Consider the following 21,914-nt stretch of genomic DNA (forward strand, 5'->3'; position numbering starts at 1 on the left):
CCTCTACTCGTCCGACCCGGACAGTGCCGTCTCCACACGAGCCCTAGCGCCCGCCAGGTGCTCCTCACAGCGCTTGGCGAGCGCTTCGCCACGCTCCCACAGGGCCAACGAGGCGTCGAGGTCCAGACCGCCCTGCTCGAGGATCTTCACGACGCCCACCAGTTCGTCGCGGGCAGCTTCGTACCCGAGTTCGCTGATGTCGACGTCTGCGGGGTTGTTCTCGGCGTTGCTCATTTTTCTCTTCCCATTACTGCGGCGCGAACAGCGCCGTCTGCAAGTCGAACTCGTATCTGAGTGCCGGGCGGCGCATCCTCGACCGAGCGCAGCACTTCCGGATCTCCGTCGGCGATGATGCGCTGCACCACGGCATAGCCCCGGGCCAGTGTGGCTGCCGGACCAAGAGTTGTCAGGCGTGCCCGCAAGTGCTCGACGGTTCGTGATTCGGAGTCGATCAGCCTGGTGACATCGCGTCGGCCTGCGGCTTGCAGTCGTTCGATTTCCTCGGCCCGACGGTCGATGGCCAGTAGCGGCGACGCCATCACGGGGCGGGTGCGCAGTTGCTCGATGAGGTGCGATTCGCGCTTGACCCAGCTGCGTAGCGCTGCGGCACTGCGATCACGGAGTTCGGAGACCAGCGCTGCTTCCGCAACGGCATCGGGAACTACCCGCTTGGCAGCATCGGTAGGGGTGGCGGCGCGAAGGTCGGCGACGTGGTCGCTCAACGGACTGTCGGGTTCGTGGCCGATTGCGCTGACGACAGGCGTCGTACAGGCGACGATGGCCCGGCACAACGCTTCGTCGGAGAACGGAAGCAGATCTTCGACGCTTCCGCCGCCGCGCGCGAGGATGATGACATCGACTTCGGGGTTCGCGTCGAGATCCTTCAGGGCTTCGATGATCTGAGGCACGGCTGTCGGACCTTGAACTGCGGTGTTGCGCACTGCAATTGCGACAGCGGGCCAGCGACGATGGGCGACGGACACGACGTCCTTCTCGGCAGCACTGGCTCGTCCGGTGATCAGCCCGATTGTCCCGGGCAGGAACGGCAACGGACGCTTGAGCCGGGGATCGAACAGCCCCTCGGCGGCAAGCAGTGCGCGTAGTCGTTCGATGCGCGCGAGCAGTTCACCGATGCCGACGGCCCGGATCTCGGTTACGCGCAGCGAGACGGTGCCGCGTCCGGTGTAGAACGAGAGCTTCCCGAACATCACTACCCGAGAACCTTCCGTCAACGGGACGGGAGAGTTGTGCAGTAGTTGCGGTGAGCACGTCACGGACAACGACATGTCGGCCGACGGATCACGAAGAACCAGAAACGCCGTCCGGGTGCCGGGGCGCGCATTGATCTGGGTGATCTGGCCCTCGACCCAAATGCTGCCGAGACGGTCGATCCATCCTGCGACCTTGGCCGAGACGGTACGAACCGGCCACGGTTGTTCGGGGGAGCTGGCACCCGAACCTGTCGGGCGTTGCTGTGCGGGCGGACGCTGGGCGGAAGTCACTTTGCCTTGGCTGTGGTGATGCGGTTGGTCAACATGGTGACGTACGGCGCGCGCGAACGAGTTGCGTTCTCGTAGTCGAGCAGCGTCGTCAGGTTCTCGACGCTCAACGACTTGATGCGGGCACGCAGCTCCGCGAGCGTGAGGTTGGCGTAGTCCAGTTCGGCAACAATGGGCGGTTCCGACGCCGCAGTGTTATCGGTATCACTGTCGAGATCAGCCTCCGCGTCCGGTTGGGGCGCGGTATCAGCTGTGGGATCGACCGAGTAGAGAGCGAACCGTCCGGCGTTGGTCGGGCTCTCCCGAGTCTTCGGCGACGACGGCTTCACGTCCTCGTCGAAAACGGCCCACTCCGGCTGCTCGTCGTCGCCGGACCAGCTGAGCAGCGCAAACGCCTGATCGCCCTTGATTGCGAGCGACGTGATGGACTGCTGTAGCCGCATGCTCGTCTGGAGCATCTGACTGACGGCGGTCATGGGCAGGGCGACTGCGGTTTCCGGAAGCTTCTTGGCTTCTTCCAACGCGGTGACGGCGAGTCCTGCAGCCACACGTGCCACGAACGGGGGTCGAATCATTCCAACAGCTTGCCGTAAAGCACCGACAATCGGTAGCCGACTCGGCGCTAGCGCGGAGGTAGACCTTCGCCGAAGTGTTGCACAAGGAAGCTGCCAGTAGGCTGGTGCCATGTCTTCGGCTGTTCCTCTCAATCTCGGTATCGCGCACTCCGCGGATTCGGCGTCCATTCGCAAGGGCACAGGCAAGCGGGTACTTCTCGCTGAGCCACGCGGCTACTGCGCCGGCGTCGACCGGGCGGTGGAGACCGTCGAAAAGGCGCTGGAAAAGCATGGCGCGCCCATCTACGTGCGCAAGGAAATTGTTCACAACCGTCACGTCGTCGAGACGTTGGAAGATCAGGGAGTGATCTTCGTCGACGAAACCGACGAGGTTCCCGAGGGTTCCCTTCTGGTCTTCTCCGCGCACGGCGTCTCACCGGCCGTCCACGAATCGGCTGCCGAACGCAATCTGCGCACCATCGACGCGACGTGCCCACTGGTCACCAAGGTGCACCAGGAAGCAAAGCGGTTTGCACGAGACGACTACGACATCCTGCTCATCGGCCACGAAGGCCATGAGGAAGTCGAAGGCACCGCAGGTGAGGCACCCAACCACGTCACGATCGTCGACGGCCCCGACTCTGTGGATGCGGTCACTGTCCGCGACGAGAACAAAGTGATCTGGCTGTCGCAGACCACGTTGAGCGTCGACGAGACGATGCAGACTGTCGCTCGTCTGCGAGATCGCTTCCCGAATCTGCAGGATCCGCCGTCCGACGACATCTGCTACGCGACGCAGAACCGTCAGGTCGCGGTCAAGGCCATGGCGCCCGAATGCGATCTGGTGATCGTGGTCGGCTCGCGCAACTCCTCGAACTCGGTTCGGTTGGTCGAGGTCGCACTCGGTGCGGGCGCCCGGGCGTCGTACCTGGTCGACTATGCCCGTGAAGTTGATCTGAGCTGGCTCGAGGGCGTCGAGACGGTCGGAATCACGTCCGGCGCTTCCGTCCCGGAGGTGCTGGTTCGCGGAGTGATCGACCTGCTGGCAGATCATGGTTTCAAGGATGTGCAGTCGGTGACCACAGCCAACGAGACGCTGGTGTTTGCGCTCCCGCGCGAGCTGCGAGCAGCTCGCACCTAGTAGTCGCTACGAAAAACCCCGAACCAGCACACACAGGTTCGGGGTTTTTCGTTTGGTACAAGTGCGTCAGGTCGGCGTTTCGTCGCGGTCGCGGTAACGCACGCGCGGAGCCGGGTAGGCCGGCAGGTCCGCGCCCGCTGGGCGCCGACGCGGGGGGAGCGGCACGTCGTCGGCCCCACCTGAGGCAAAGAACGGTTCCATGCGTTCTTCGGAGGGGCGACCGGCTTCAGTGGTACGACGCTCTCCATACGACGGGTACTCGCGGCGCTCGTACGAAGGGGAGTCGCTCCGCTCGCTGACCGGTTGGTTGCGTCGCGGCGGTTGGTAGCGATCGTGGTCGACGGGAGCGGAGCTACGACGCGGTGGTGTGCGATCAGGCGCGGCAGCCGGGCGGTACGACGGCCGCTCGTTGTAGACGGGACGTTCGCTGTACGCCGGGCGCTCGACGTCGCGTCGCCGGGGTTGCGGCGGGATCAGGTCGGTTGCCTCTGCGGCATCCGGTCGGCTCGGTTCCGGCCGACGGCGACGACGTTGCGCAGAATCGTCGCCCGTACTACGTGAGCTCTTGGCCGGCGGCGTGTCGCGCCGGGTTCGAGTGGATCGAACCGGACCCGTCGGACGCTGCTGCAGCAGGAAGTAACGCAGGCAGCCGATAATCAGGACCACGATGCTGGTAGCCAGCATGACGGGAAAGCGGTCTACCAGCGGGTATGCGATGTTGATGGCAATGTCGCGGAGTGAAGTGCTGTTTTCCTTGCCGATCAGGGTCTGAGCAACCGGTACCGCGACCAGAAGCAGGAGTGGGGGCTGCGCCATCGCCGTGAACAGTGACTTGTTTGCGGCGGCAACCACGGCGAACAGGCAACCGAGGAAGTAGAACGTCGAGAAGACGGAGGTCAGCTCGCCGCCACCGCCGGATGCATCGATCAGGACACCGATCGAAGTGACTCCGGCAGCGAGCAGAATGACTCCCCACCAGGGCAGGCCGGGGACTGTGACGACCAGAGATCGTTTGTCCAGCGGTACCCCGGAGCGAGCACGTTGGGTTGCAGACACACATTGACATTAGCCGCTTTCTCGGTGTGAGCAGTGTTTGTGCCGGTCGTGGCTTCGGGTTTATCTGTCGGTGGGGTCCTCTACCGTCATGGGAATGAAGATCCTGCACACGTCCGATTGGCACATAGGTCGCACTTTCCATGGTGTGGACTTGTTGGCCGATCAGGCGAGTGTGTTGAACACCATTGCGGCTCTGGTCCGTGAACACGGCGTGGACGTCGTGGTTGTTCCGGGGGATATCTACGATCGCTCCATTCCCAGTTCCGATGCGGTCACGGTGTGTAATCGAGGGTTCGAGGCCATACGTGATGCCGGGGCGATCATCGTCGCCACGTCCGGCAATCATGATTCGGCCGTGCGCTTGGGTGCCGGTGCGTCGTTTGCCGCGGCCGGCGGGCTGCATCTGATCACTCGAGTTGGTCAGGTCGATTCACCGGTTGTGGTCGAGGACGAGTTCGGTCCCGTGGTGTTCTACGGAATCCCGTACCTCGAACCGGAGATCACGAGAGTCGAGTTGGATGTTCCTCGTGCGCGTAGCCACTCGGACGTTCTCGGGGCGGCTATGGCCCGGGTGCGGGCAGACCTGACGGGTCGGCAAGAGAGTGACCCGAAAACCCGGTCGGTGCTTTTGGCACATGCCTTTGTAGTCGGCGGCGAGGCGACGGGTGAGGAGCGTTCCATTTCTGTGGGTGGCGTCGAGACGGTGTCGGCAGCGGAGTTCGACGGTGTCGATTACGTCGCGCTGGGGCATCTCCATTCGCCGCAGATGTTGTCGGAGCGGGTCTGGTATTCAGGTTCGCCTTTGCCGTACTCGTTCGGTGAGCGCAGCCATAGGAAAGCGGCGTTGTTGGTTGAACTCGACGGCAGCGGCCTCGTCTCGACGTCGCGTCTCGATCTTCCGATTGTTCGGGGATTGCGACAGTTGACGGGCACCCTCGAGGTGTTGCTGAGCTCGTCGGATTACGACGATGCCGAGGATTGTTACGTCTCGGCGCTGCTTACCGATCCGGTTCGCCCGATCGATGCGATGCGCGCGTTGCACACGAGGTTCCCGTTTGCCGTCCATCTCGAATGGCAGCGGCCAGAAGGTAATTCGGAACTCAAATACCGCGACGCAGTGCGTGGTCGAGACGATATCGAAATCGCCCGGGGGTTTGTTTCCGCGGTCCGCAGCGAGCCTACCGAGGGCGAAATCTCTCTGATGAAAGCTGCACTCGGTTCGGCTGATCGAGCCGACGAAGCCACAGCTGAACTGGGCGTGAGCGCGTGAGACTTCATACGCTCGAGGTCAGGGCCTTCGGCCCGTTCGCTGACGCCGTCACGGTCGATTTCGACAGGCTGGGGGCCGACGGACTTTTCCTGTTGCACGGTGATACCGGCGCGGGCAAAACCACTGTCCTCGACGCCGTTGCCTTTGCGTTGTACGGCCGCGTGCCCGGTGCTCGAAACGAGGGCAAGCGGTTGCTGTCCGATCATGCTCCGGTCGGGTCCGTACCGCAGGTGACGCTCGAAGCGACCATCAGCGGTCGACGCCTCAAACTTGTTCGTAGTCCCGAGTTTTCGCGTCCGAAAAAACGTGGATCCGGTTCGATCGTCGAGAACGCCAAGGCAACTCTGACGTGGCTCGACGGCCGCGGCGAGAACCTCTCGCGAATTCCGGATATCGGCGACGAGATCAACCGACTGATGGGAATGAGCGCCGATCAGTTCTTCCAGGTTGTTCTGCTACCGCAGGGTGAGTTCGCCAAATTCCTTCGCGCCGAGAACGAGGAGCGCGGCAAGCTGCTCGAGCGACTGTTCGACACCAAGAAATTTGTGTCGGTCGAGGCGTGGTTCGACGAGAAGAAGAAAGCCAGTGCCAGCGCTCTCGCCGACAAAGAGCAGGCCGTGCAGGTCTTACTTGCGCGCGTCGAGACTGCGGCGGGTTTGGAAGTGGGAGCGGAAGCGCATCCGCTCGAATGGTCGCGCAAGTTGCTCGCGGAGGCGCAAGACGGCCGCGATCTGGCAAACGGAGTACTCGAGAAGTCCAAAGCTGCTGCAGCGGAGGCAAACCGAATTCTCGGGGTTGCCGAGCGTACTGCGGATTTGGTGCGCCGTCGAGACCGTGCGCGCGCAGAGATCATTGCACTGGACGAGGGGTCGGCAGACCTGGCGGTCATTGCAGACGAGTTGGCTACAGCCACACGGGCGCAACCGGTTTCGGTAATCTCTCAGGATTCGGATTCGGCGCAACGGGCAATGGCGTCGGCACTCGCACAGGCTGAGAAGGCGGTGACGCTCTACTCCGAGCACGGCGGTCCCGACATCTTCGGTGGGGGAGGGTGGCCGGCGCGAGACGGTGAGCGCGGCGAGGTCTTGGCCCAGGTCCGAGACTGGCGAGACGAGATCGTGCGACTGGATTCGGTGGCAGAGCAGGCGCGGATCGCGGATGCGGCGGAGTCGGAGATCGGCACACTGTCGGCGCGGCACGCCAAGATGATCGCCCGCACCGAGGATATCGCCCGCCAGCGCGCGCAGCTGCCGGAACAATTGAGCTCTGCCGCATCGGAACTCGCCGATGCGCAGCGCTGCGAAGCGTCGTTGCCGGGCCTTCGAGCTGCCTATGCAGCGGCGGCGGACAGTGCTTCGGCTGCGCGCGACATCGTTGGTGTGCGGGCAAGGGCCGAGGCAATGCGCGGCACAGTGCTTGATGCGCGGGACGCCCATCAAGCGGCGCGCGGTCGCTGGCTTGATCGCGTGCAAACGCGTATCGAGGGAATGGCGGCGGAACTGGCCGGTTCACTGAAACCGGGTGACGCGTGCCAGGTGTGTGGTTCTCCGGAGCATCCCGCACTTGCGCAGCCCGGAACCGACACCGTGACCGAGGTGGACGTGGAGAAAGCGGTAGTTCTCGAACGCGCCGCAGAAGGTGCTTTGACGGTCGTTCTCGAGCAGGAGAGCGCTCTGGCGTTGGAGATCGAGCGTTTGATCGCCCGCGGCGGCGACGGTGATGTCACGGAACTCGAGGCAGTGCGAGAGCGGGCACAAGCGGCGCTCGAGAGTGCAACATCCATGGCGCGTCGGGCAGCCGATTTGGCTGCAAAGGCAGCGGAACTCAGCGGCCGCGACAACACACTCGAGCAGGAGTCCTCAGCGTTGGCCACGGAAGCGGCCACAGTCATCGAGCGTATCTCTGCTCTGACGCTGCGAGCGCAGGAGATTCGCGCCGCGATTGTCTCGGCAGCGGGCGAGGATTCGAGCATCTCCGCCAGGCGGGCCCGGTTCGAGACCTGGGCAAACGCAGCTGTGACGGCTTCGGAAGCCCGCGACGACGCGGCCCGAGCTCGAGCTCGAGCTGTCGAGTTGTCGGCAAAACTGGTGGATGCGGCACGCTCCGCTGGTTTCGAGTCGGCTCCGGCCGCGCTGGCAGCTGTTCGGACGCCGGCACGCATCGCGGCTCTAGAGGCTGAGGTTGCCCGGGCACGTGATCGCAGAGTAGCCGCGAGGTCAGTTCTCGACGATCCGGAGGTTGCTGCTACGGCTGATGTTGCGACTGTGGACGTGGATGGACCGGCGCTGGTTTCGCGTGAATGTGCGGCGGCGGTCAACGAGGCTGTGGCAGCGGCGTCCTTGGCCGAGAATCGGGTTTCGGACCTCGAGCGGCTCAACGGCCAGCTCGAGAAAGCCTACGAGGCAATCGCGCCGCAGCGTGCGCGCCACGACGAGTTGGCGGCGCTGGCAGACGTGATCGCGGGCAAGGGGCAGAACAACCGCAAGATGTCATTGCGGTCGTATGTGTTGGCGTCGCGACTCGAGGAAGTTGCACTGTCCGCGTCGGTTCGCCTGCGTCGAATGTCCGGTGGACGATACGAATTCGTTCACAGTGACGAAGCCGGATCCCGTGGTCGCCGCGGTGGGCTCGGGCTTGATATCCGTGACGATTTCACGGGCGTCGTGCGGTCGGCAAAAACGCTGTCGGGCGGTGAGTCCTTCTTGGCGTCGCTGTCTTTGGCATTGGGGCTTGCCGATGTTGTCGCGGCTGAATCCGGTGGCGTTGTGCTGGACACCATGTTCATCGACGAGGGATTCGGAACGCTCGATGCAGACACACTCGACTCGGTGATGGGTGTTCTGGACGAACTTCGCGACGGTGGACGTGTTGTCGGGATAGTCAGTCACGTCGACGAAATGCGACAGCGAATCCCGAGTCGCCTGCACGTCATTCGGGGACGTGCAGGCTCCTCGGTGGAACTGATTGCCGGCTGATCAGGCCTTCTGGTCTCCGGCGGTGTTTGCGCCGTTCTCGGACTGTTCGACCAGATCGGCCGCGTCGCCCTTCGGCATAGGTTCGTTGTCGGTTGCGCGTTCGTCGATCTGCTCGCCGATGTAGCGGATGACGACGGCGGCGACAGCGGCCACGGGGACTGCGAGGAATGCGCCGATGATTCCGTAGAGGGAGCTACCCGCCGCGACGGCGAGAAGCACGATAACGGCATGGAGCTTCATCGACTTGCTTTGCAGGACAGGCTGAAGGACGTTTCCTTCGATTTGCTGCACCAGCAGGATGATGATCAACACGATGATCGCCGTGGTCAGGCCGTTGGCTACCAACGCAACCAACACCGCAAGGGCGCCGGCAACAAATGCGCCCACAATCGGAATGAAGCCGCCGATGAAGGTGAGAATCGCGAGCACGGGTGCCAGAGGGACGCCGAGGATCAACAGTCCGGCGCCGATGAACACTGCGTCGATCAGACTCACCAGAGCCTGGGTGCGGATGAATCCACCAAGGGTGTCCCACATGCGCGTCAGAACTTCTTCGAGGTGCCGTCCGGCCTTTCCGCCGCCCACCGCATGGAGCCACGGGATGAACCGCGGGCCGTCCTTGATGAAGAAGAACGACAGGACCAGAACGAGGCCCAGGGTGACGAGAAGGGAACCAGCGGTACTCACGCCACTGAAAACGCCTGAGGCGATAGCGGTTCCACTTTCCTGGACCTTGGCGACAACTGAATGGATGGCGTTGTCGATCTGATCGTCTTGCAAGTTCAGCGGCGGTCCTTGGAGCCAGTCCTGAACTTGGTTGATGCCCTCGGTTGTCTTGTTCGCGAGTTCAGGGGCCTGCCCGACTACCGACGGGATGATCCCGGCGATCACACCGGCGAGCACTCCGATCGACAGCAGCAGGGTGATGCCGGCGGCCGCTGCCGGCGGTAATCCGCGTTTGACCATTTCGCGAGTTGGCGGCCACATGACAGTCGCAAGGACAATCGCCAGAGCCACGGGCAGCACGATTACCCACAGCTTTTCGACGAGCCAGCCGAAAATCAATGCGCCGATCGAAATGGATGCCAAGACCAATGACCATTTGGCGAGCCACAGGCCGCCCTGTCCGATGATCTCGCCGCGGTCGCGTGTACGCGCGGGAGCCGGCCCAGCTACCTCGTTGCCTTGCTCGCTCACTGATCGTCCTTTCGGTCGGCGTGGGGTTCTCCCCGCCGATGTAATTGACGTGGTTCCGCTTGCCTGATCGTAACGCTGTCCGATTTGGTGCAGTACGCGCGACGCTAACGGTTGATCGGTATCTGGCGGCGACGGTGCGCGGCTACCATTTCCGTTATGAGAATTGCAGCAGCAGTTGTGGCAGCAACAATCGTCGTTCTGGGTCTCACCGCGTGCAGTGAGGAACAGACGAACGATGCACAGGACAAGGTCAACAGCGCGATCACCAGTGGGCAGCAGGCTTTCGAGACTGCAAAAGAGTCAGCGGGCAATGCCATCGATCAGGGAAAATCTGCCCTGTTCGTGGCAACGTTCCGCGGTGCGTACGCGCCGTTGGCGGCTGATCGTGATGACGCGGACATCGAGAAGATCCTGACGACAACGTGTGACGAAGTCGCCAAGGGCACCGACGAGGCAGAAGTGAAGGCAGAGATCATCACTCTGGCGGAAAACAACGGAACTGTTCCGACTCAGGAGCAGGCCGACCACATTTTCTCTCTGGCCAAGGCAGCCTGCCCCTGATCGTCAGTCAGCAGCAGCGGGCACCAGGATTGCTGTCCGCTGCTGCGTGACGTCGACGCCAGAACTCGCGCTCGCTCAGAAGCGGCGCATCGGCGTGGTTCCGCCGTGTGTGTTCGACGTACCGGGCGTAGTCCAGATCGCCCATCACCGAACGGATCCACCACAGGATGCCGCGCAGGGTTGTTGCGACGTGTGCAGTCATGATCAGTGCCCACCCGCATGTGCGGCGCCGGGTGCGCGAACTTTACCGGCCTTGATGAGCTCGTCCCATTCCTTCTGAACTTCCTTTTCTGCCGGTGTCGGGATGAAGCTCGCGGGGCCGAAGATCTTCGACGGCTCCTCGGGGGATTCGGTAGTGGGTAGGCCGCCGGCCCTGATTGCCTTGATGCACACGATGATTCCGGCAATAACCACGACGATGACGAGTGACGCGAAGATGATCGACAACGTGCCCTGAATGAACGTGTTGCGAATGACGGCGTCGATTGCTTCGGGAGTCTTCGCGGAGCCGTGCGACGTCTCGCCGGCGGCTTTTGCGTCCTTGAACACGTTGTGCTGAGCCCAGTATCCGATTGCCGGATTGTCGGAGAAGATCTTCTGCCACGACGCCGTCATGGTGACGATCAAGTCCCATACCAACGGAACTCCGGGGATCCAGGCCCACTTGAACAGTCCCTTTTTCATCACGATCGTCATGACCACTGTCAGTGCGATGGCTGCGAGTAGCTGATTGGCGATTCCGAACAGGGGGAAGAGCGTGTTGATGCCGCCGAGTGGATCGGTGACGCCCATCAGCAGGATTGCGCCCCAGGCCGCAACAACGATCAGGGAGCAGAGCCACGCACCGATGCGCCACGACGGATCCTTGAACTTCTTTGCGGGACCGCCGAAGTTACCCAGTGAGTCCGAGAGCATGAACCGCGCAACTCGGGTGCCGGCGTCGATGGTCGTGAGAATGAAGAGCGCCTCGAACATGATCGCGAAGTGATACCAGAACGATTTCAGTGAGTCACCACCGAACACGTCGCTGAGGACTTCGGACATGCCGAACGCCAGCGTCGGAGCGCCGCCCGTTCTCGAGATGATCGATTCTTCTCCGACGGCCTCAGCTGCCTGAGACAGGACGTCGGGGGAGATGGGAGCGATTCCGAGGGGCAGGTTGTTGACGTATTCTGCTGCGGTTTCCGGTGTTCCGCCGGTCAGTGCGGCGGGAGCGTTGAGCGCGAAGTACAGGTGCTGATCGAGGATGCAGGCGGTAACCAGGGCCATGATGGCGACAAACGATTCGGTCAGCATGCCGCCGTAGCCGATCATCCTGGTCTGGCTTTCCTTCTCCAGCAGCTTCGGTGTGGTTCCCGACGCGATCAGTGCGTGGAACCCCGAGAGTGCGCCGCAGGCGATGGTGATGAACAGGAACGGGAACAGCGCGCCGGCAAAGGCAGGGCCCTCTCCGTTGGAAGCGAAGGGCGTAACGGCAGGCATGTTCAGTGCTGGTCGCGCAACCAGAATTCCGATGGCCAGCAGGGCAATTGTGCCGACCTTCATGAACGTCGACAGGTAGTCGCGGGGTGCGAGGAGAAGCCACACGGGCAGGACGGAGGCGGCAAATCCGTACGCGATCATCAGCCACGCGATGGTGACCTTGGACAGCGTGAACCAGTCTGCGCCCCAACCGGTATCGGCGACCCAGCCGCCGGAGACGATGGCCAGCAGCAGCAGGACCACGCCGATCAGCGACACCTCGGAGACCTTGCCGGGGCGAAGGTAACGCAGGTAGACGCCCATGAACAGTGCGATGGGGATGGTCATCGCGATAGAGAAGACGCCCCAGGGACTTTCGGCGAGCGCGTTGACAACCACAAGTCCGAGAACGGCGATGAGGATGATCATGATGACAAAAACGCCGATCAGTGCCGCGACGCCGCCGACGAGGCCGAGTTCTTCACGAGCCATCTGACCGAGGCTGCGGCCGCGTCGTTTGGACGAGATCCACAGAACCAGGAAATCCTGTACGGCACCGGCAAAGACGACTCCGATGATGATCCACAGAGTGCCTGGCAGATAACCCATTTGCGCGGCCAGGACCGGACCGACCAGTGGGCCGGCGCCCGCGATGGCTGCGAAGTGGTGACCGAAGAGAACCCGTCGATCCGTCGGCATGTAGTCCGCGCCGTTTTCCATGATTTCGGCAGGGGTGGCGACGTCGTCGCGTGGTTTGACGATTTTGCGTTCGATCAACCGCGCGTAGAACCGATAGGCGATCAGGTAGGTGCAGATTGCGGCCAACACGAACCAGACGGCGCTGATGTGTTCGTTTCGCACTATCGCGATCATGTACCAGGCGAGGCCGCCTACCAGTCCGATGACCAGGAACACGAAGCGCGCAGTCGGTGAGATGGGGGTGCGGTCCACCACGCCGACGGGTGGCAGGTCAGGGTCTGTTTTCAGGTACTCGACATTCGGTTCCGGCGCCGTCGTCAGGCTCATCGTCGAACTCCGTCCACTAGTGCAGATGTGGCCGCCGTCACAGCGGGCCATCTGTCACTGTAGGACTAGAAGAGTGAATCCGCGCGGCACCTGGCCGGTATTTCAGAATCGATGGGCGTCGGCGTCGATCCAGTCGGTGAGCCAGCTTTGTGGCGGCGAGTCGAGGAGTTCGCCGGGCATGAGCCAGTCGAAGAGATCGGCATACGTCCGGGTTGTGAGGCCGTCGATCCGGCGGTTGAGCATCGCCGGTTCCAGCTGATCGAAGGAGTCGATACCCATCGACGCGATCATCTGTTGCGCGCTTGCGACGGTTGCCTTCTGGAATCGATACACGCGTTCGCTCTTGTCGGGGATGTCGAGGGCGCGGGTGCGGGCCGGGTCTTGAGTCGCAACGCCGACGGGACAGCGGTTGGTGTGGCACATCTGGGCCTGAATACAGCCAACGGCAAACATCATGGCGCGGGCGGCCATCGTGAAATCGGCTCCCTGAATGATGCGTTTGACGATGTCGGAGCCGCTGGCAACCTTGCCGGACGCGCCGACCTTCACGAGACCCCGTAATCCCGTCCCCACCAACGCATTGTGGACCAACATCAATCCCTCGGTCAGCGGCATACCCATGTGGTCCTCGAACTCGACCGGACCTGCTCCGGTTCCGCCCTCGGAACCGTCGACGATGATGAAGTCGGGCGTGACGCCGCGCTCGATCATCGCCTTGCAGATGCCGAGGAACTCACGACGCGAGCCCACGCAGAGTTTCAGTCCGACCGGCTTGCCGCCGGACAATGTCCGCAGAGTGTGAACGAAGTCGACCAGTTCGACAGGGGTGCTGAATGTGGTGTGCGCAGGCGGCGATATGACGGTCTGGCCGACGGGAACGCCTCGGGTGTCGGCGATTTCGGGGGTGACCTTGACTCCGGGAAGTACCCCACCCAATCCGGGCTTGGCGCCTTGCGAGAGCTTGATCGAGATGGCCTTCACCTGGTCAAGAGCCGCACGCTCGGCAAAGCGGTCCGGATCAAATTGCCCGTCAGCGGTTCGGCACCCGAAGTATCCCGACGCGATTTCCCAGATCAGATCGCCGCCGTGTTTGCGGTGATACGGACTGATGGCTCCTTCGCCGGTGTCGTGGGCAAATCCGCCCTTCGCGGCGCCGGCGTTGAGTGCCTCGATTGCGTTGGCGGACAACGACCCGAAGCTCATCGCGGAGACGTTCAGAAGAGCGATGTCGTACGGTTTGGTGCAATCGCGTCCGCCGAGACGCACTCGCGGAATAGTGTCGGGGGCCTTGCGGGCCCGGATCGAATGTGTCATGAACTCGTAGCCGATTGCATTGACGTCGCGCTCGGTCCCGAACGGTTCCTCGGCCAGAGTGCCTTTGGCGCGTTCGTAGACCAGATCGCGTGTCTCGCGATCGAATGGCGTTCCATCGGTGGATGATTCGACGAAGTACTGCTGAATCTCCGGTCGAATCTTTTCGAGCAGAAAGCGGGCGTGTCCGATGACGGGATAGTTGCGCAGAATGCTGTGCCGCCGTTGACTCAGGTCGTAGGTGCCCACCATTGCCACAGCGAGCGCGACAACCGCGATCACCCACCATCCCGGCGAGACGACGCTCGCGAGCGTCGCCGTTCCGAGTCCGACAATCCATATGGCGAGCACAATCAGCATCCGAGTCACTTCGAGAGCGTAGGCGCTCACCACGACACAGCGACGCGCGCTTCCATTAGGTTCTGCAGTAGAGAACCGAAACCGAATCTTTGGGGGATTGATGACCGAACCGCAGGAACCTAAACCGACTTACGGCGAGACACCGAGTTACGACCAATCGGGCAACGCCGGTCAGCAGTATCAGCAGTACCCGACCGAGCAGTATCCGTCAGGTCAGCAGTACGGCACGCCGCAGCAGTACGCCGCCCCGCAGTCCTACGCGCAGCCTCAATACGGTCCGCCGAAATCGAATGCAGGCTGGGCCGTCGCCGCGATCATCTTCTTCTGGCCCGTCGCGTTTGCCGCGTTCAATCATCTGCACGATATCTACCCGAAGTGGGCGATGGGCGATCACCAGGGCGCGCAGTACGCGTCGGAGCGGGTGAAGAAGCTCGGACAGATCGCGCTCTTGATTGCCGTCATCGGATGGATTCTGCTGATCGCGTTCTACGTCATCTTCCTGGTCGCGGTCGTGGCGTCCGTCGACAACTACAACTACAACTGATCACCTGCGGCGACGTGACGGTGGGGCGAGTACCCGTCGCGTCGCCGCGAGGCCGTAGAATCCACAGACCGTGAGCCTTACCCTCGGAATCGTCGGACTGCCCAACGTCGGCAAGTCCACCCTTTTCAATGCACTGACCAACAACGACGTGTTGGCTGCGAACTACCCGTTCGCGACCATCGAACCCAACGTCGGCCTGGTCGAGCTGCCCGATCCGCGGCTGCAGAAGCTTGCCGAGATCTTCGGCTCCGAGCGCATCCTTCCCGCGACCGTGTCGTTCGTCGACATCGCCGGAATCGTGAAGGGCGCCTCCGAGGGCGCAGGCCTTGGCAACAAGTTCCTCGCCAACATTCGTGAAGCTGACGCAATCTGCCAGGTAGTGCGCGTTTTCGCCGACGACGACGTCATTCACGTCGACGGCAAGGTCGACCCGGCCTCCGATATCGAGGTCATCGAGACCGAGCTCGTGATCGCAGACATGCAGACACTCGAGAAGGCTCTCCCGCGTCTGGACAAGGAAGCTCGCAAGAACAAGGAGCTCAAGCCGGCCCACGACGAGGCACTCAAGGCTCAGGCCTTCCTCAACGAGGGCACGACGCTCTTCAGCGTCAAGGACAAGCTCGACTTCTCGCTGCTGCGTGAACTGAGCCTGCTCACCACCAAGCCCTTCCTCTACGTTTTCAACGCCGACGAGTCTGTGCTCACCGACGCAGCGAAGGTCGAAGAACTGCGCGCATCCGTCGCTCCGGCCGACGCCGTGTTCCTCGATGCAAAGGTCGAGCAGGAACTCCTCGAGCTCGACGAGGAAGACCGCCAGGAAATGCTCGACTCGATCGGTCAGACCGAGCCGGGCCTGCACGCTCTCGCGCGCACCGGCTTCCACACCCTCGGACTGCAGACCTACCTGACGGCTGGTCCGAAGGAAGCGCGCGCCTGGACCATCCACAAGGGCGATACCGCGCCCCAGGCTGCCGGCGTCATTCACACCGACTTCGAGCGAGGCTTCATCAAGGCTGAAATCGTGTCCTTCGACGACCTCGTCGAGGCGGGTTCCATGGCCGCAGCCAAGGCTGCCGGCAAGGTCCGCATGGAGGGTAAGGACTACATCATGGCCGACGGCGATGTGGTGGAGTTCCGCTTCAACGTCTAAATCCTCTGTACTGTCGCAGGGCGATTATGCGCTCGCGTGGGTTATCAGCCGCGCGTATGCATAATCGCCCTGCGGCGTCTGGTCCTCACCCTGCTGGAATTTCGCTGAGCGTCCGACGTGTGACAAACCGACGCGCTTTCCCCGACAACGGATCGTTGAATTCGAGTTCCCGCGCGAGCAATTGGAGTGGGAGGGAATGATCGTCCGGGGCGTCGGGCAACAGGTCGGGGTATCGCCGGTCGCCCAGGATCCCGGCGCCGAGAGCCGCCAAATGCACCCGCAACTGATGCATCCGTCCGGAGTGCGGACGTAGAACCGTGTGCAGCACAGTACGTCCGGAGGCGCTCACGCCCGTCCCTCGCGCCTCGATCATGGTCTCGGAGTTAGGTTCACGGCTGTCGTCGACGAGGACCCGCAACTCGCCGCGCCGAGCTTCGATGTGGTTGCGGTAGACGAGGGGACCGTTGGATTCGCTGAGCCCCGGTGCGCCCTGGACCCACCGGGGCGGTCGCGCCGACACCGCCTCGTAGACCTTCGTGACCTGCCGCTTCTCGAACAGTGACTGGTACGCGCCGCGCGTCGCGGGGCGGGCCGAGAACATCACCACTCCTGCGGTGCCGCGGTCGAGTCGATGGATCGGGGTCAGATCTGGGTTGTCGAGGCGGACTCGCAGTCGGACGAGCGCCGACTCGCGCAGGTAACGCCCGCTGGGGGTGGTCGGGAGAAAATGTGGTTTGTCGATCACGACGAGATCGTCGTCGACGTGCAGGATCTCTTCGTGGAACGGCACCGGGTCCTCCGCCGGTAACTCGCGGTAATACCAGACGAACCGGTGCGCGCTGAGCTCGGTGCTCCGGCAGATCGGGTGGCCGTCGATACCCACGAACTCGCCGTCGTCGAACCGCCGATACAGGTTTTCGGCGTCCAGATGGTCGAACTTCGCCACGACGTACTCGGCGATCGTCGCCCACGGCCCGGACGGTGGGATGTGTAGGCGCGTCGGGCCAACTCCGTTCTTGACGGGCAGCGGTGGGGACATGGACACGCAGGTCATCATCCCATCGACTGCTGATCAGCGGTGATTCGGTGTGGGCCTTGACGGAGACGTCCCCGCGGGGACGCCGGGATCCATCTCGGAGCGGTGGCCACCCAGAGATTCTCGGTTCAGGAAAATCCGAAGTGCGCGTCCGATTCCTACACGCGACGACCCGAGGCCCTCAGCCGGGACAGCTGTTCGACCAACCTGAGGCGATGTTCCCTGAACCTCCGGACTGCATCACCGTTGCCGGTGAGTTCCGCGTCAGCCAGTAGGTATTCACAGTTGTCCAGCTGATCCGCCAAGGTCATCACCTGAAGTCGCCTTTCATCGCCTGAATAAGTACCGATTCAGAATGCGGGCGGGGGACGGCTGGAGACATCCGCTGAACTACCTATCCAGGTACCTATAACGGCGTCCTCGCCATCGTCGGTAACGATCCAGCGACACCTGCGGTCAAAGTTGCGCATGGTTCGCCTGTTGTCGTAGATACTTCACCGGTGAATCCGACAAAACGGACCGTCCTTTCTGCTGTATCGATGGTGATGCTTGTTGTCGCGGGATTGCTCGTCGCAGCCCCGGCCAGCGGCGCCGAACCGCCCGCCTGGCGATACACAATGGTGGCGTTCAGCAATGCCAGCGATCGCGACATGGATGTATTCGAGTCCGCGGACGGCACTGGATTCCAACTCGTCAAACCGTCGGCGTATCGGCCCCCGTCCGGGCTGGTACGTGATCCGAGCATCTTCCGGAATACAGACGGAATGTATTACCTCACCTACACAACGGGCGGAACGAGTATCGGCTTCGCACGCAGTAGCGACCGCATCACCTGGACACCTCTGGCGAACTATTCACTCCCGTTCTGCTGTGCCTTCATGCCAGGCACCGGGGACGGCACGGGTTCAGCGAGCCCGCCGGGTTTCTCGGGGTCGGCCGGCTTCAGCGACGGCCCGTCGTTGTCACCGTTCGTCACCAAAGCCTGGGCGCCCGAGTGGTTCGTCGACGGCGGCCGCGTCAACGTCATCGTGTCGATGTCGACCGGTGGAGGATTTGTGCCGTATCTGATGACGGCGCTGGAACCGTCGCTGCGGTTGTGGAGCCTGCCTGTTCCGCTCGCCGGGATCGGTGCGGACCACATCGACACCACCGTGGTCAAGGTGGGATCGACCTATCATGCGTTCACCAAGAACGAGACGAAGAAGGTTGTCGAGCATGCGGTCGCGCCGTCGGCGACGGGGCCCTATTCCTTTGTCCCGCCGGGAAATTGGGGCACCTTGGTGGAGGGCCCAGCCTTGGCCCAGTTGCCGGACGGCACCTGGCGGCTCTATCTCGACGCCTATACCGAGGGGAAGTATCTCTATTCCGACAGCACGGATGGGTTGAGCACGTGGTCTGACGCGCAAGAGCTTCCGGGCCTGTCCGGGACGGTGCGCCATATCGGAGTGATGAGAGAGCCGGCGTAGCGGCGCCTACCCGCAGGGCTGCAGATTCAGGCTGCGGGGACGTGCTCCCTGACGTCCTGCGCCTGTGCCGTCATCCAATCAGCCAGCACTTGGCAGCCCGTGCGTCCGCTGGCGTCGAAGGCCTCGCTCGCATAGCTGACATGCCGGCCGCCACGGGGGTTCCGGATCTGAAAGCGTCGCCAGCTCACAAGGCTCGGTAGGTATCCGAGGACTTCGAGGAAGGCGGTGCGTAGGCGCCGTAGATCTTTGCGCCATTGGCTCGGGCTGAAGCGAGTCTTCTGCGCGTTCTGAAATGTGTTGCTGCGGAGTAGTTCCCACACCTTGTTCGCCCAAACTCGCGCTTGGGTGAAGGACATCCAGCCGGTGAGGTCGGCGATATCACGAATGTAGCTGTCGTCGCTGGCATTGCAGATCAAGTCCTGCGGATGCCCGATCCACTTGGCCGGAATCCAGGACGGAATTTCCGGTCCGTCGCCGGCGACGCCGTACCCGTCGCAACCTGGGAGAACCCCCACTGGTTGCTGCGGATCGGAGATCAGCCCGATCCCGATGATGTTGCTGCCGTTCGCTTCTGGCAGGGCGGCGCGAATAACCGAGCATCCCTGGGAGTATCCGATGAGCATGACGGGTCCGCGGACCTCGGCGAGAGCTGCCAAGAGTGCCCGGGCGCCCATTTCGGTGCTCCGGCGAAAACTGGAGCCGCCGTCGGCAACAGGTCCGTACGATGCGGGGTAACTCACCCACTTCGCGTCGAACCGATCGTCGAGTTCACGTGTGACAGCGCTCAGTAGTCCGACAACGTGGGTGCGGGTGTCACCGTCGTACGACTCGCCGGTGCCGCCGACTGCAAAAACCGTTACCTCTGTCATGTTCACCATGGTCTACGGCAATTCTGAGAGGTCTGCGATCAAAGCCTGAGAGAACGCTGGCAATCCCGATATCCTGCAGAATCGTTATAAAGGGCGCACCATCAAAGCTATGACGACGGCATATCGCTCTCGGAAGAAGAAGGTTTCCATCGTCGGCGCCGGCAGTGTCGGCACGGCTATCGCCTATGCGTGCCTCATTCGCGGATCAGCGGACGTACTGGCCCTCTACGACACAAACGCCGCGAAGGTGCGAGCGGAAGTGCTCGATCTCAACCACGGCACTCAGTTCACCCCACCGTGTTCGGTGGACGGTGGTGACGACATCGCGGTCACCGCAGGGTCCGATCTGGTTGTAGTGACAGCCGGAGCCAAACAGAAACCCGGCCAGTCCCGTCTCGAGTTGGCGGCGGTCAACGTCAAGATCGTGCAGACCTTGACGGAGCAACTTCTCTCGCAGTCGCCCGAAGCAATCATTCTTTTTGTCAGCAATCCCGTCGACATCGCGACGTACGCGGCGGTTCAGGCCGCGGGTCGGCCGTACCGTCACCGGATTTTCGGATCCGGGACGGTGTTGGATACAGCACGTCTGCGCTTTCTCATGGCGTCGAAGTTGGGCGTGGCGGTCGAGAATGTGCACGCCTTCATCGTTGGCGAGCATGGGGACTCCGAAATTCCGTTGTGGTCCAGCGCCACCATCGGCGGGGTTCCGGCGACGGCATTTGTGGGTCCTTCGGGGAACACACTCGACAGCGCGATCCGTGACGAGGTCGCGACCGCGGTGGTGCAAAGCGCGTATCAGATCATCGAGGGCAAGGGCGCGACCAATCTGGCCATCGGATTGTCGAGCGCCTTCATGGTGGAGGTGGTGTTGCGCGACGAGCAGCGGGTGCTGCCGATTTCGACCCTGCAGAACGGGGTGCACGACCTCGAAGGGGTATGTCTGTCGTTGCCAACGCTGGTTGGTGGCGGCGGAGCCGGCCGAGTGCTGGAGGTGCCGTTGTCGGAAGGTGAACGCGAGGGTCTGCATGCGTCGGCGCGGGCATTGCGCGACGTTCAGGATTCTCTCGGATTGTGAAGTGCTGCCGTGACGTATATCGGGCATATAGGATCGGTTAATGATTAGTTTTCTGATTCGCGCCGCGATATTCCTCGGGTCTGCCGCGGTCGGACTTCTTGTTGCGACGTGGTTGCTTTCGGGGTTTTCTGTGAGCGCGTCGGGTTTCATCACGGCGGTTGTCATCTTTGCGATCGCGCAGTCGGTCCTGTCGCCGTTCATCGCCAAAATGGCTAAGCGCCACGCGCCGGCATTCCTCGGCGGAATCGGGTTGGTCTCGACTTTCGTCGCTCTGCTGATCGCATCGATTTTCGGCGGGCTGACAATCACCGGTGTGTCGACGTGGATTATGAGCACGGTCCTCGTGTGGCTTGTCACGGCCCTCGCGACTCTGCTGCTGCCACTCATCTTCGTGCGTAAGAAAGTTGCGGAGAAGAAGGCTTAGCGATGCACCCGGATATCGGAATGGACTACACAGTCCTGGACTGTCCGGATCCGGCTGCGCTGGCACGCTTCTACGAACAGGTTCTCGGATGGAGAATTGTTCGCGCGGAGGATGATTGGCACGTCATCGAAGGCCTGCCAGGTCAACGACTCGCGTTTCAACTTGCCCTGGGTTTTGTTCCGGTGGACTGGCCGAAGGTGGGTGTGGGAATCCACCTCGATCTCCTGGTAGAGGCTTTCGACCCGGCCGAGGAGTGGGTACTGAGCCTCGGAGCGCAACGCGTCGACGGGATTGCTGAGCATCCGACTTTCCGGGTCTACCGCGACCCGGTCGGCCATCACTTCTGCCTGTGCCTGCGCGATTGAGTTCTGTCTCGACGGCGGCAGCGTCACGGTGGATAATTCCGTCAGACTGATCGCCCCGAGAACTTCTGGAGAGACGACTATGGCTTCACCGAATTCCGACGAGTTTCTTGTCGAACGCTCCGCTGTGATCAATGCGGAGGCTGCCACAGTCTTCGATCTGATCAACGACTTCCACCGCTGGACCACCTGGTCCCCGTGGGAAGGACTGGACCCGGCGATGCAGCGGACATACTCGGGACCGGATTCCGGTGTTGGTGCGTCGTACGCCTGGTCTGGCAACAAGAAGGCCGGTTCAGGCTCGATGAAGATCACCGAATCGGTGCCGGGTAGCCGTGTTGTCTTGGATCTTTCGTTCCTCAAACCGTTCAAAGCGCAGAACGTCACGACGTTTCTTCTCGAACCGCAGGACAGTTCGACTCGGGTGACATGGCAAATGACAGGGAAGAAGAACTTCTTCTTCAAGATTTTCGGATTCGTTTTCAGCATGGACAAGATGGTGGGCAAGGACTTCGAGAAGGGCCTTGCACAGTTGAAAGCCGAAGCCGAAAAGGGCTGATGCCGCGGTGGTACCGTC

The 21,914-nt window shown here is 62.3% G+C and carries 21 protein-coding genes; 11 read left to right on the forward strand and 10 right to left on the reverse strand.

The window, feature by feature from the left end:
* Window positions 1-3: 3 nt before the first annotated feature.
* From FEZ60_RS26070 to FEZ60_RS26080, 3 genes are read right to left on the reverse strand one after another with little or no spacing between them, the layout of a single operon-like run.
* Entirely contained in the window at window positions 4-234 is a 231-nt protein-coding gene (locus FEZ60_RS26070; RefSeq protein ID WP_033234500.1) for an exodeoxyribonuclease VII small subunit, read from the reverse strand.
* A complete protein-coding gene (gene xseA / locus FEZ60_RS26075; RefSeq protein WP_045069395.1) occupies window positions 231-1,502 on the reverse strand; it encodes an exodeoxyribonuclease VII large subunit in 1,272 nt (423 codons plus the stop codon). Before xseA ends, FEZ60_RS26070 begins: the two co-directional genes overlap by 4 nt.
* Window positions 1,499-2,074 (reverse strand): lipid droplet-associated protein, encoded by a 576-nt coding sequence (locus FEZ60_RS26080; RefSeq protein ID WP_033234498.1) that lies wholly within the window; start codon window positions 2,072-2,074, stop codon window positions 1,499-1,501. Before FEZ60_RS26080 ends, xseA begins: the two co-directional genes overlap by 4 nt.
* 109 nt (window positions 2,075-2,183) lie before the next feature.
* Between FEZ60_RS26080 and FEZ60_RS26085 the strand changes: the two genes are divergently transcribed.
* A complete protein-coding gene (locus FEZ60_RS26085; RefSeq protein ID WP_033234497.1) occupies window positions 2,184-3,194 on the forward strand; it encodes a 4-hydroxy-3-methylbut-2-enyl diphosphate reductase in 1,011 nt (336 codons plus the stop codon).
* A gap of 66 nt (window positions 3,195-3,260) precedes the next feature.
* Here the strand turns inward: FEZ60_RS26085 and FEZ60_RS26090 are convergent, their stop codons facing one another.
* Window positions 3,261-4,250, reverse strand: coding sequence for a DUF6542 domain-containing protein (locus FEZ60_RS26090; RefSeq protein ID WP_172937412.1), 990 nt, complete (start codon window positions 4,248-4,250; stop codon window positions 3,261-3,263).
* 94 nt (window positions 4,251-4,344) lie between these two features.
* Between FEZ60_RS26090 and FEZ60_RS26095 the strand changes: the two genes are divergently transcribed.
* Together FEZ60_RS26095 and FEZ60_RS26100 are read left to right on the forward strand one after the other, a co-directional pair.
* Window positions 4,345-5,520 (forward strand): exonuclease SbcCD subunit D, encoded by a 1,176-nt coding sequence (locus FEZ60_RS26095; protein ID WP_172937413.1) that lies wholly within the window; start codon window positions 4,345-4,347, stop codon window positions 5,518-5,520.
* Window positions 5,517-8,495: an AAA family ATPase gene (locus FEZ60_RS26100; protein ID WP_172937414.1), complete on the forward strand. Its 2,979-nt coding sequence runs from the start codon at window positions 5,517-5,519 to the stop codon at window positions 8,493-8,495. Before FEZ60_RS26095 ends, FEZ60_RS26100 begins: the two co-directional genes overlap by 4 nt.
* Here the strand turns inward: FEZ60_RS26100 and FEZ60_RS26105 are convergent, their stop codons facing one another.
* Entirely contained in the window at window positions 8,496-9,692 is a 1,197-nt protein-coding gene (locus FEZ60_RS26105) for an AI-2E family transporter (protein ID WP_045069406.1), read from the reverse strand. It lies immediately after the preceding gene.
* 156 nt (window positions 9,693-9,848) lie between these two features.
* On the opposite strand from FEZ60_RS26105, the gene FEZ60_RS26110 reads away from it, so the two are divergent.
* Entirely contained in the window at window positions 9,849-10,253 is a 405-nt protein-coding gene (locus FEZ60_RS26110; protein WP_045069408.1) for a hypothetical protein, read from the forward strand.
* 7 nt (window positions 10,254-10,260) lie between these two features.
* On the opposite strand, the gene FEZ60_RS26115 is transcribed toward FEZ60_RS26110, so the two are convergent.
* The 3 genes from FEZ60_RS26115 to FEZ60_RS26125 form a co-directional block, all read right to left on the reverse strand.
* Window positions 10,261-10,455, reverse strand: coding sequence for a YbdD/YjiX family protein (locus FEZ60_RS26115; RefSeq protein WP_045069418.1), 195 nt, complete (start codon window positions 10,453-10,455; stop codon window positions 10,261-10,263).
* A gap of 2 nt (window positions 10,456-10,457) precedes the next feature.
* Entirely contained in the window at window positions 10,458-12,740 is a 2,283-nt protein-coding gene (locus FEZ60_RS26120; RefSeq protein WP_033234490.1) for a carbon starvation CstA family protein, read from the reverse strand.
* 102 nt (window positions 12,741-12,842) lie between these two features.
* The gene (locus tag FEZ60_RS26125) at window positions 12,843-14,420 is read right to left on the reverse strand and encodes a glutamate synthase-related protein (protein WP_172937415.1); all 1,578 of its coding nucleotides are present in this window, start codon (window positions 14,418-14,420) and stop codon (window positions 12,843-12,845) included.
* Window positions 14,421-14,511: 91 nt separating this feature from the next.
* On the opposite strand from FEZ60_RS26125, the gene FEZ60_RS26130 reads away from it, so the two are divergent.
* Window positions 14,512-14,955 (forward strand): CD225/dispanin family protein, encoded by a 444-nt coding sequence (locus tag FEZ60_RS26130; RefSeq protein WP_033234489.1) that lies wholly within the window; start codon window positions 14,512-14,514, stop codon window positions 14,953-14,955.
* A gap of 70 nt (window positions 14,956-15,025) precedes the next feature.
* Complete coding sequence (gene ychF, locus FEZ60_RS26135; RefSeq protein WP_033234488.1) at window positions 15,026-16,105, forward strand: redox-regulated ATPase YchF; 1,080 nt, start codon at window positions 15,026-15,028, stop codon at window positions 16,103-16,105.
* A gap of 85 nt (window positions 16,106-16,190) precedes the next feature.
* On the opposite strand, the gene FEZ60_RS26140 is transcribed toward ychF, so the two are convergent.
* Entirely contained in the window at window positions 16,191-17,162 is a 972-nt protein-coding gene (locus FEZ60_RS26140) for a pseudouridine synthase (RefSeq protein WP_172937416.1), read from the reverse strand.
* Window positions 17,163-17,680: 518 nt separating this feature from the next.
* On the opposite strand from FEZ60_RS26140, the gene FEZ60_RS26145 reads away from it, so the two are divergent.
* Window positions 17,681-18,607, forward strand: coding sequence for a glycoside hydrolase family 43 protein (locus FEZ60_RS26145; protein ID WP_172937477.1), 927 nt, complete (start codon window positions 17,681-17,683; stop codon window positions 18,605-18,607).
* Window positions 18,608-18,633: 26 nt separating this feature from the next.
* Here the strand turns inward: FEZ60_RS26145 and FEZ60_RS26150 are convergent, their stop codons facing one another.
* On the reverse strand, window positions 18,634-19,476 hold the full coding sequence (locus tag FEZ60_RS26150) for a PE-PPE domain-containing protein (RefSeq protein WP_033234611.1): 843 nt from the start codon (window positions 19,474-19,476) through the stop codon (window positions 18,634-18,636).
* A 109-nt stretch (window positions 19,477-19,585) separates the two neighbouring features.
* On the opposite strand from FEZ60_RS26150, the gene FEZ60_RS26155 reads away from it, so the two are divergent.
* The 4 genes from FEZ60_RS26155 (at window position 19,586) to FEZ60_RS26170 (ending at window position 21,896) form a co-directional block, all read left to right on the forward strand.
* Entirely contained in the window at window positions 19,586-20,551 is a 966-nt protein-coding gene (locus FEZ60_RS26155; protein ID WP_033234485.1) for an L-lactate dehydrogenase, read from the forward strand.
* A 40-nt stretch (window positions 20,552-20,591) separates the two neighbouring features.
* Window positions 20,592-20,975 carry a phage holin family protein gene (locus FEZ60_RS26160; protein WP_033234484.1) on the forward strand — a complete coding sequence of 128 codons (384 nt, stop codon included), beginning with the start codon at window positions 20,592-20,594 and terminating at the stop codon, window positions 20,973-20,975.
* A gap of 2 nt (window positions 20,976-20,977) precedes the next feature.
* Window positions 20,978-21,340: a VOC family protein gene (locus FEZ60_RS26165; RefSeq protein WP_172937417.1), complete on the forward strand. Its 363-nt coding sequence runs from the start codon at window positions 20,978-20,980 to the stop codon at window positions 21,338-21,340.
* 79 nt (window positions 21,341-21,419) lie between these two features.
* On the forward strand, window positions 21,420-21,896 hold the full coding sequence (locus tag FEZ60_RS26170) for an SRPBCC family protein (RefSeq protein ID WP_092807175.1): 477 nt from the start codon (window positions 21,420-21,422) through the stop codon (window positions 21,894-21,896).
* Window positions 21,897-21,914 lie beyond the last annotated feature (18 nt).

This window comes from Rhodococcus sp. MS16, assembly GCF_013277795.1.
GTDB lineage: Bacteria > Actinomycetota > Actinomycetes > Mycobacteriales > Mycobacteriaceae > Rhodococcus_F > Rhodococcus_F globerula.

Bases quoted from the DNA above. Each gene is read 5' to 3' on its own strand.
- FEZ60_RS26070 (WP_033234500.1), bottom strand. From the start codon at position 234: ATGAGCAACGCCGAGAACAACCCCGCAGACGTCGACATCAGCGAACTC.
- FEZ60_RS26080 (WP_033234498.1), bottom strand. From the start codon at position 2,074: ATGATTCGACCCCCGTTCGTGGCACGTGTGGCTGCAGGACTCGCCGTC.
- FEZ60_RS26085 (WP_033234497.1), top strand. From the start codon at position 2,184: ATGTCTTCGGCTGTTCCTCTCAATCTCGGTATCGCGCACTCCGCGGAT.
- FEZ60_RS26095 (WP_172937413.1), top strand. From the start codon at position 4,345: ATGAAGATCCTGCACACGTCCGATTGGCACATAGGTCGCACTTTCCAT.
- FEZ60_RS26110 (WP_045069408.1), top strand. From the start codon at position 9,849: ATGAGAATTGCAGCAGCAGTTGTGGCAGCAACAATCGTCGTTCTGGGT.
- FEZ60_RS26115 (WP_045069418.1), bottom strand. From the start codon at position 10,455: ATGACTGCACACGTCGCAACAACCCTGCGCGGCATCCTGTGGTGGATC.
- FEZ60_RS26120 (WP_033234490.1), bottom strand. From the start codon at position 12,740: ATGAGCCTGACGACGGCGCCGGAACCGAATGTCGAGTACCTGAAAACA.
- FEZ60_RS26130 (WP_033234489.1), top strand. From the start codon at position 14,512: ATGACCGAACCGCAGGAACCTAAACCGACTTACGGCGAGACACCGAGT.
- FEZ60_RS26140 (WP_172937416.1), bottom strand. From the start codon at position 17,162: ATGATGACCTGCGTGTCCATGTCCCCACCGCTGCCCGTCAAGAACGGA.
- FEZ60_RS26145 (WP_172937477.1), top strand. From the start codon at position 17,681: ATGGTGATGCTTGTTGTCGCGGGATTGCTCGTCGCAGCCCCGGCCAGC.
- FEZ60_RS26150 (WP_033234611.1), bottom strand. From the start codon at position 19,476: ATGACAGAGGTAACGGTTTTTGCAGTCGGCGGCACCGGCGAGTCGTAC.
- FEZ60_RS26155 (WP_033234485.1), top strand. From the start codon at position 19,586: ATGACGACGGCATATCGCTCTCGGAAGAAGAAGGTTTCCATCGTCGGC.
- FEZ60_RS26160 (WP_033234484.1), top strand. From the start codon at position 20,592: ATGATTAGTTTTCTGATTCGCGCCGCGATATTCCTCGGGTCTGCCGCG.
- FEZ60_RS26165 (WP_172937417.1), top strand. From the start codon at position 20,978: ATGCACCCGGATATCGGAATGGACTACACAGTCCTGGACTGTCCGGAT.
- FEZ60_RS26170 (WP_092807175.1), top strand. From the start codon at position 21,420: ATGGCTTCACCGAATTCCGACGAGTTTCTTGTCGAACGCTCCGCTGTG.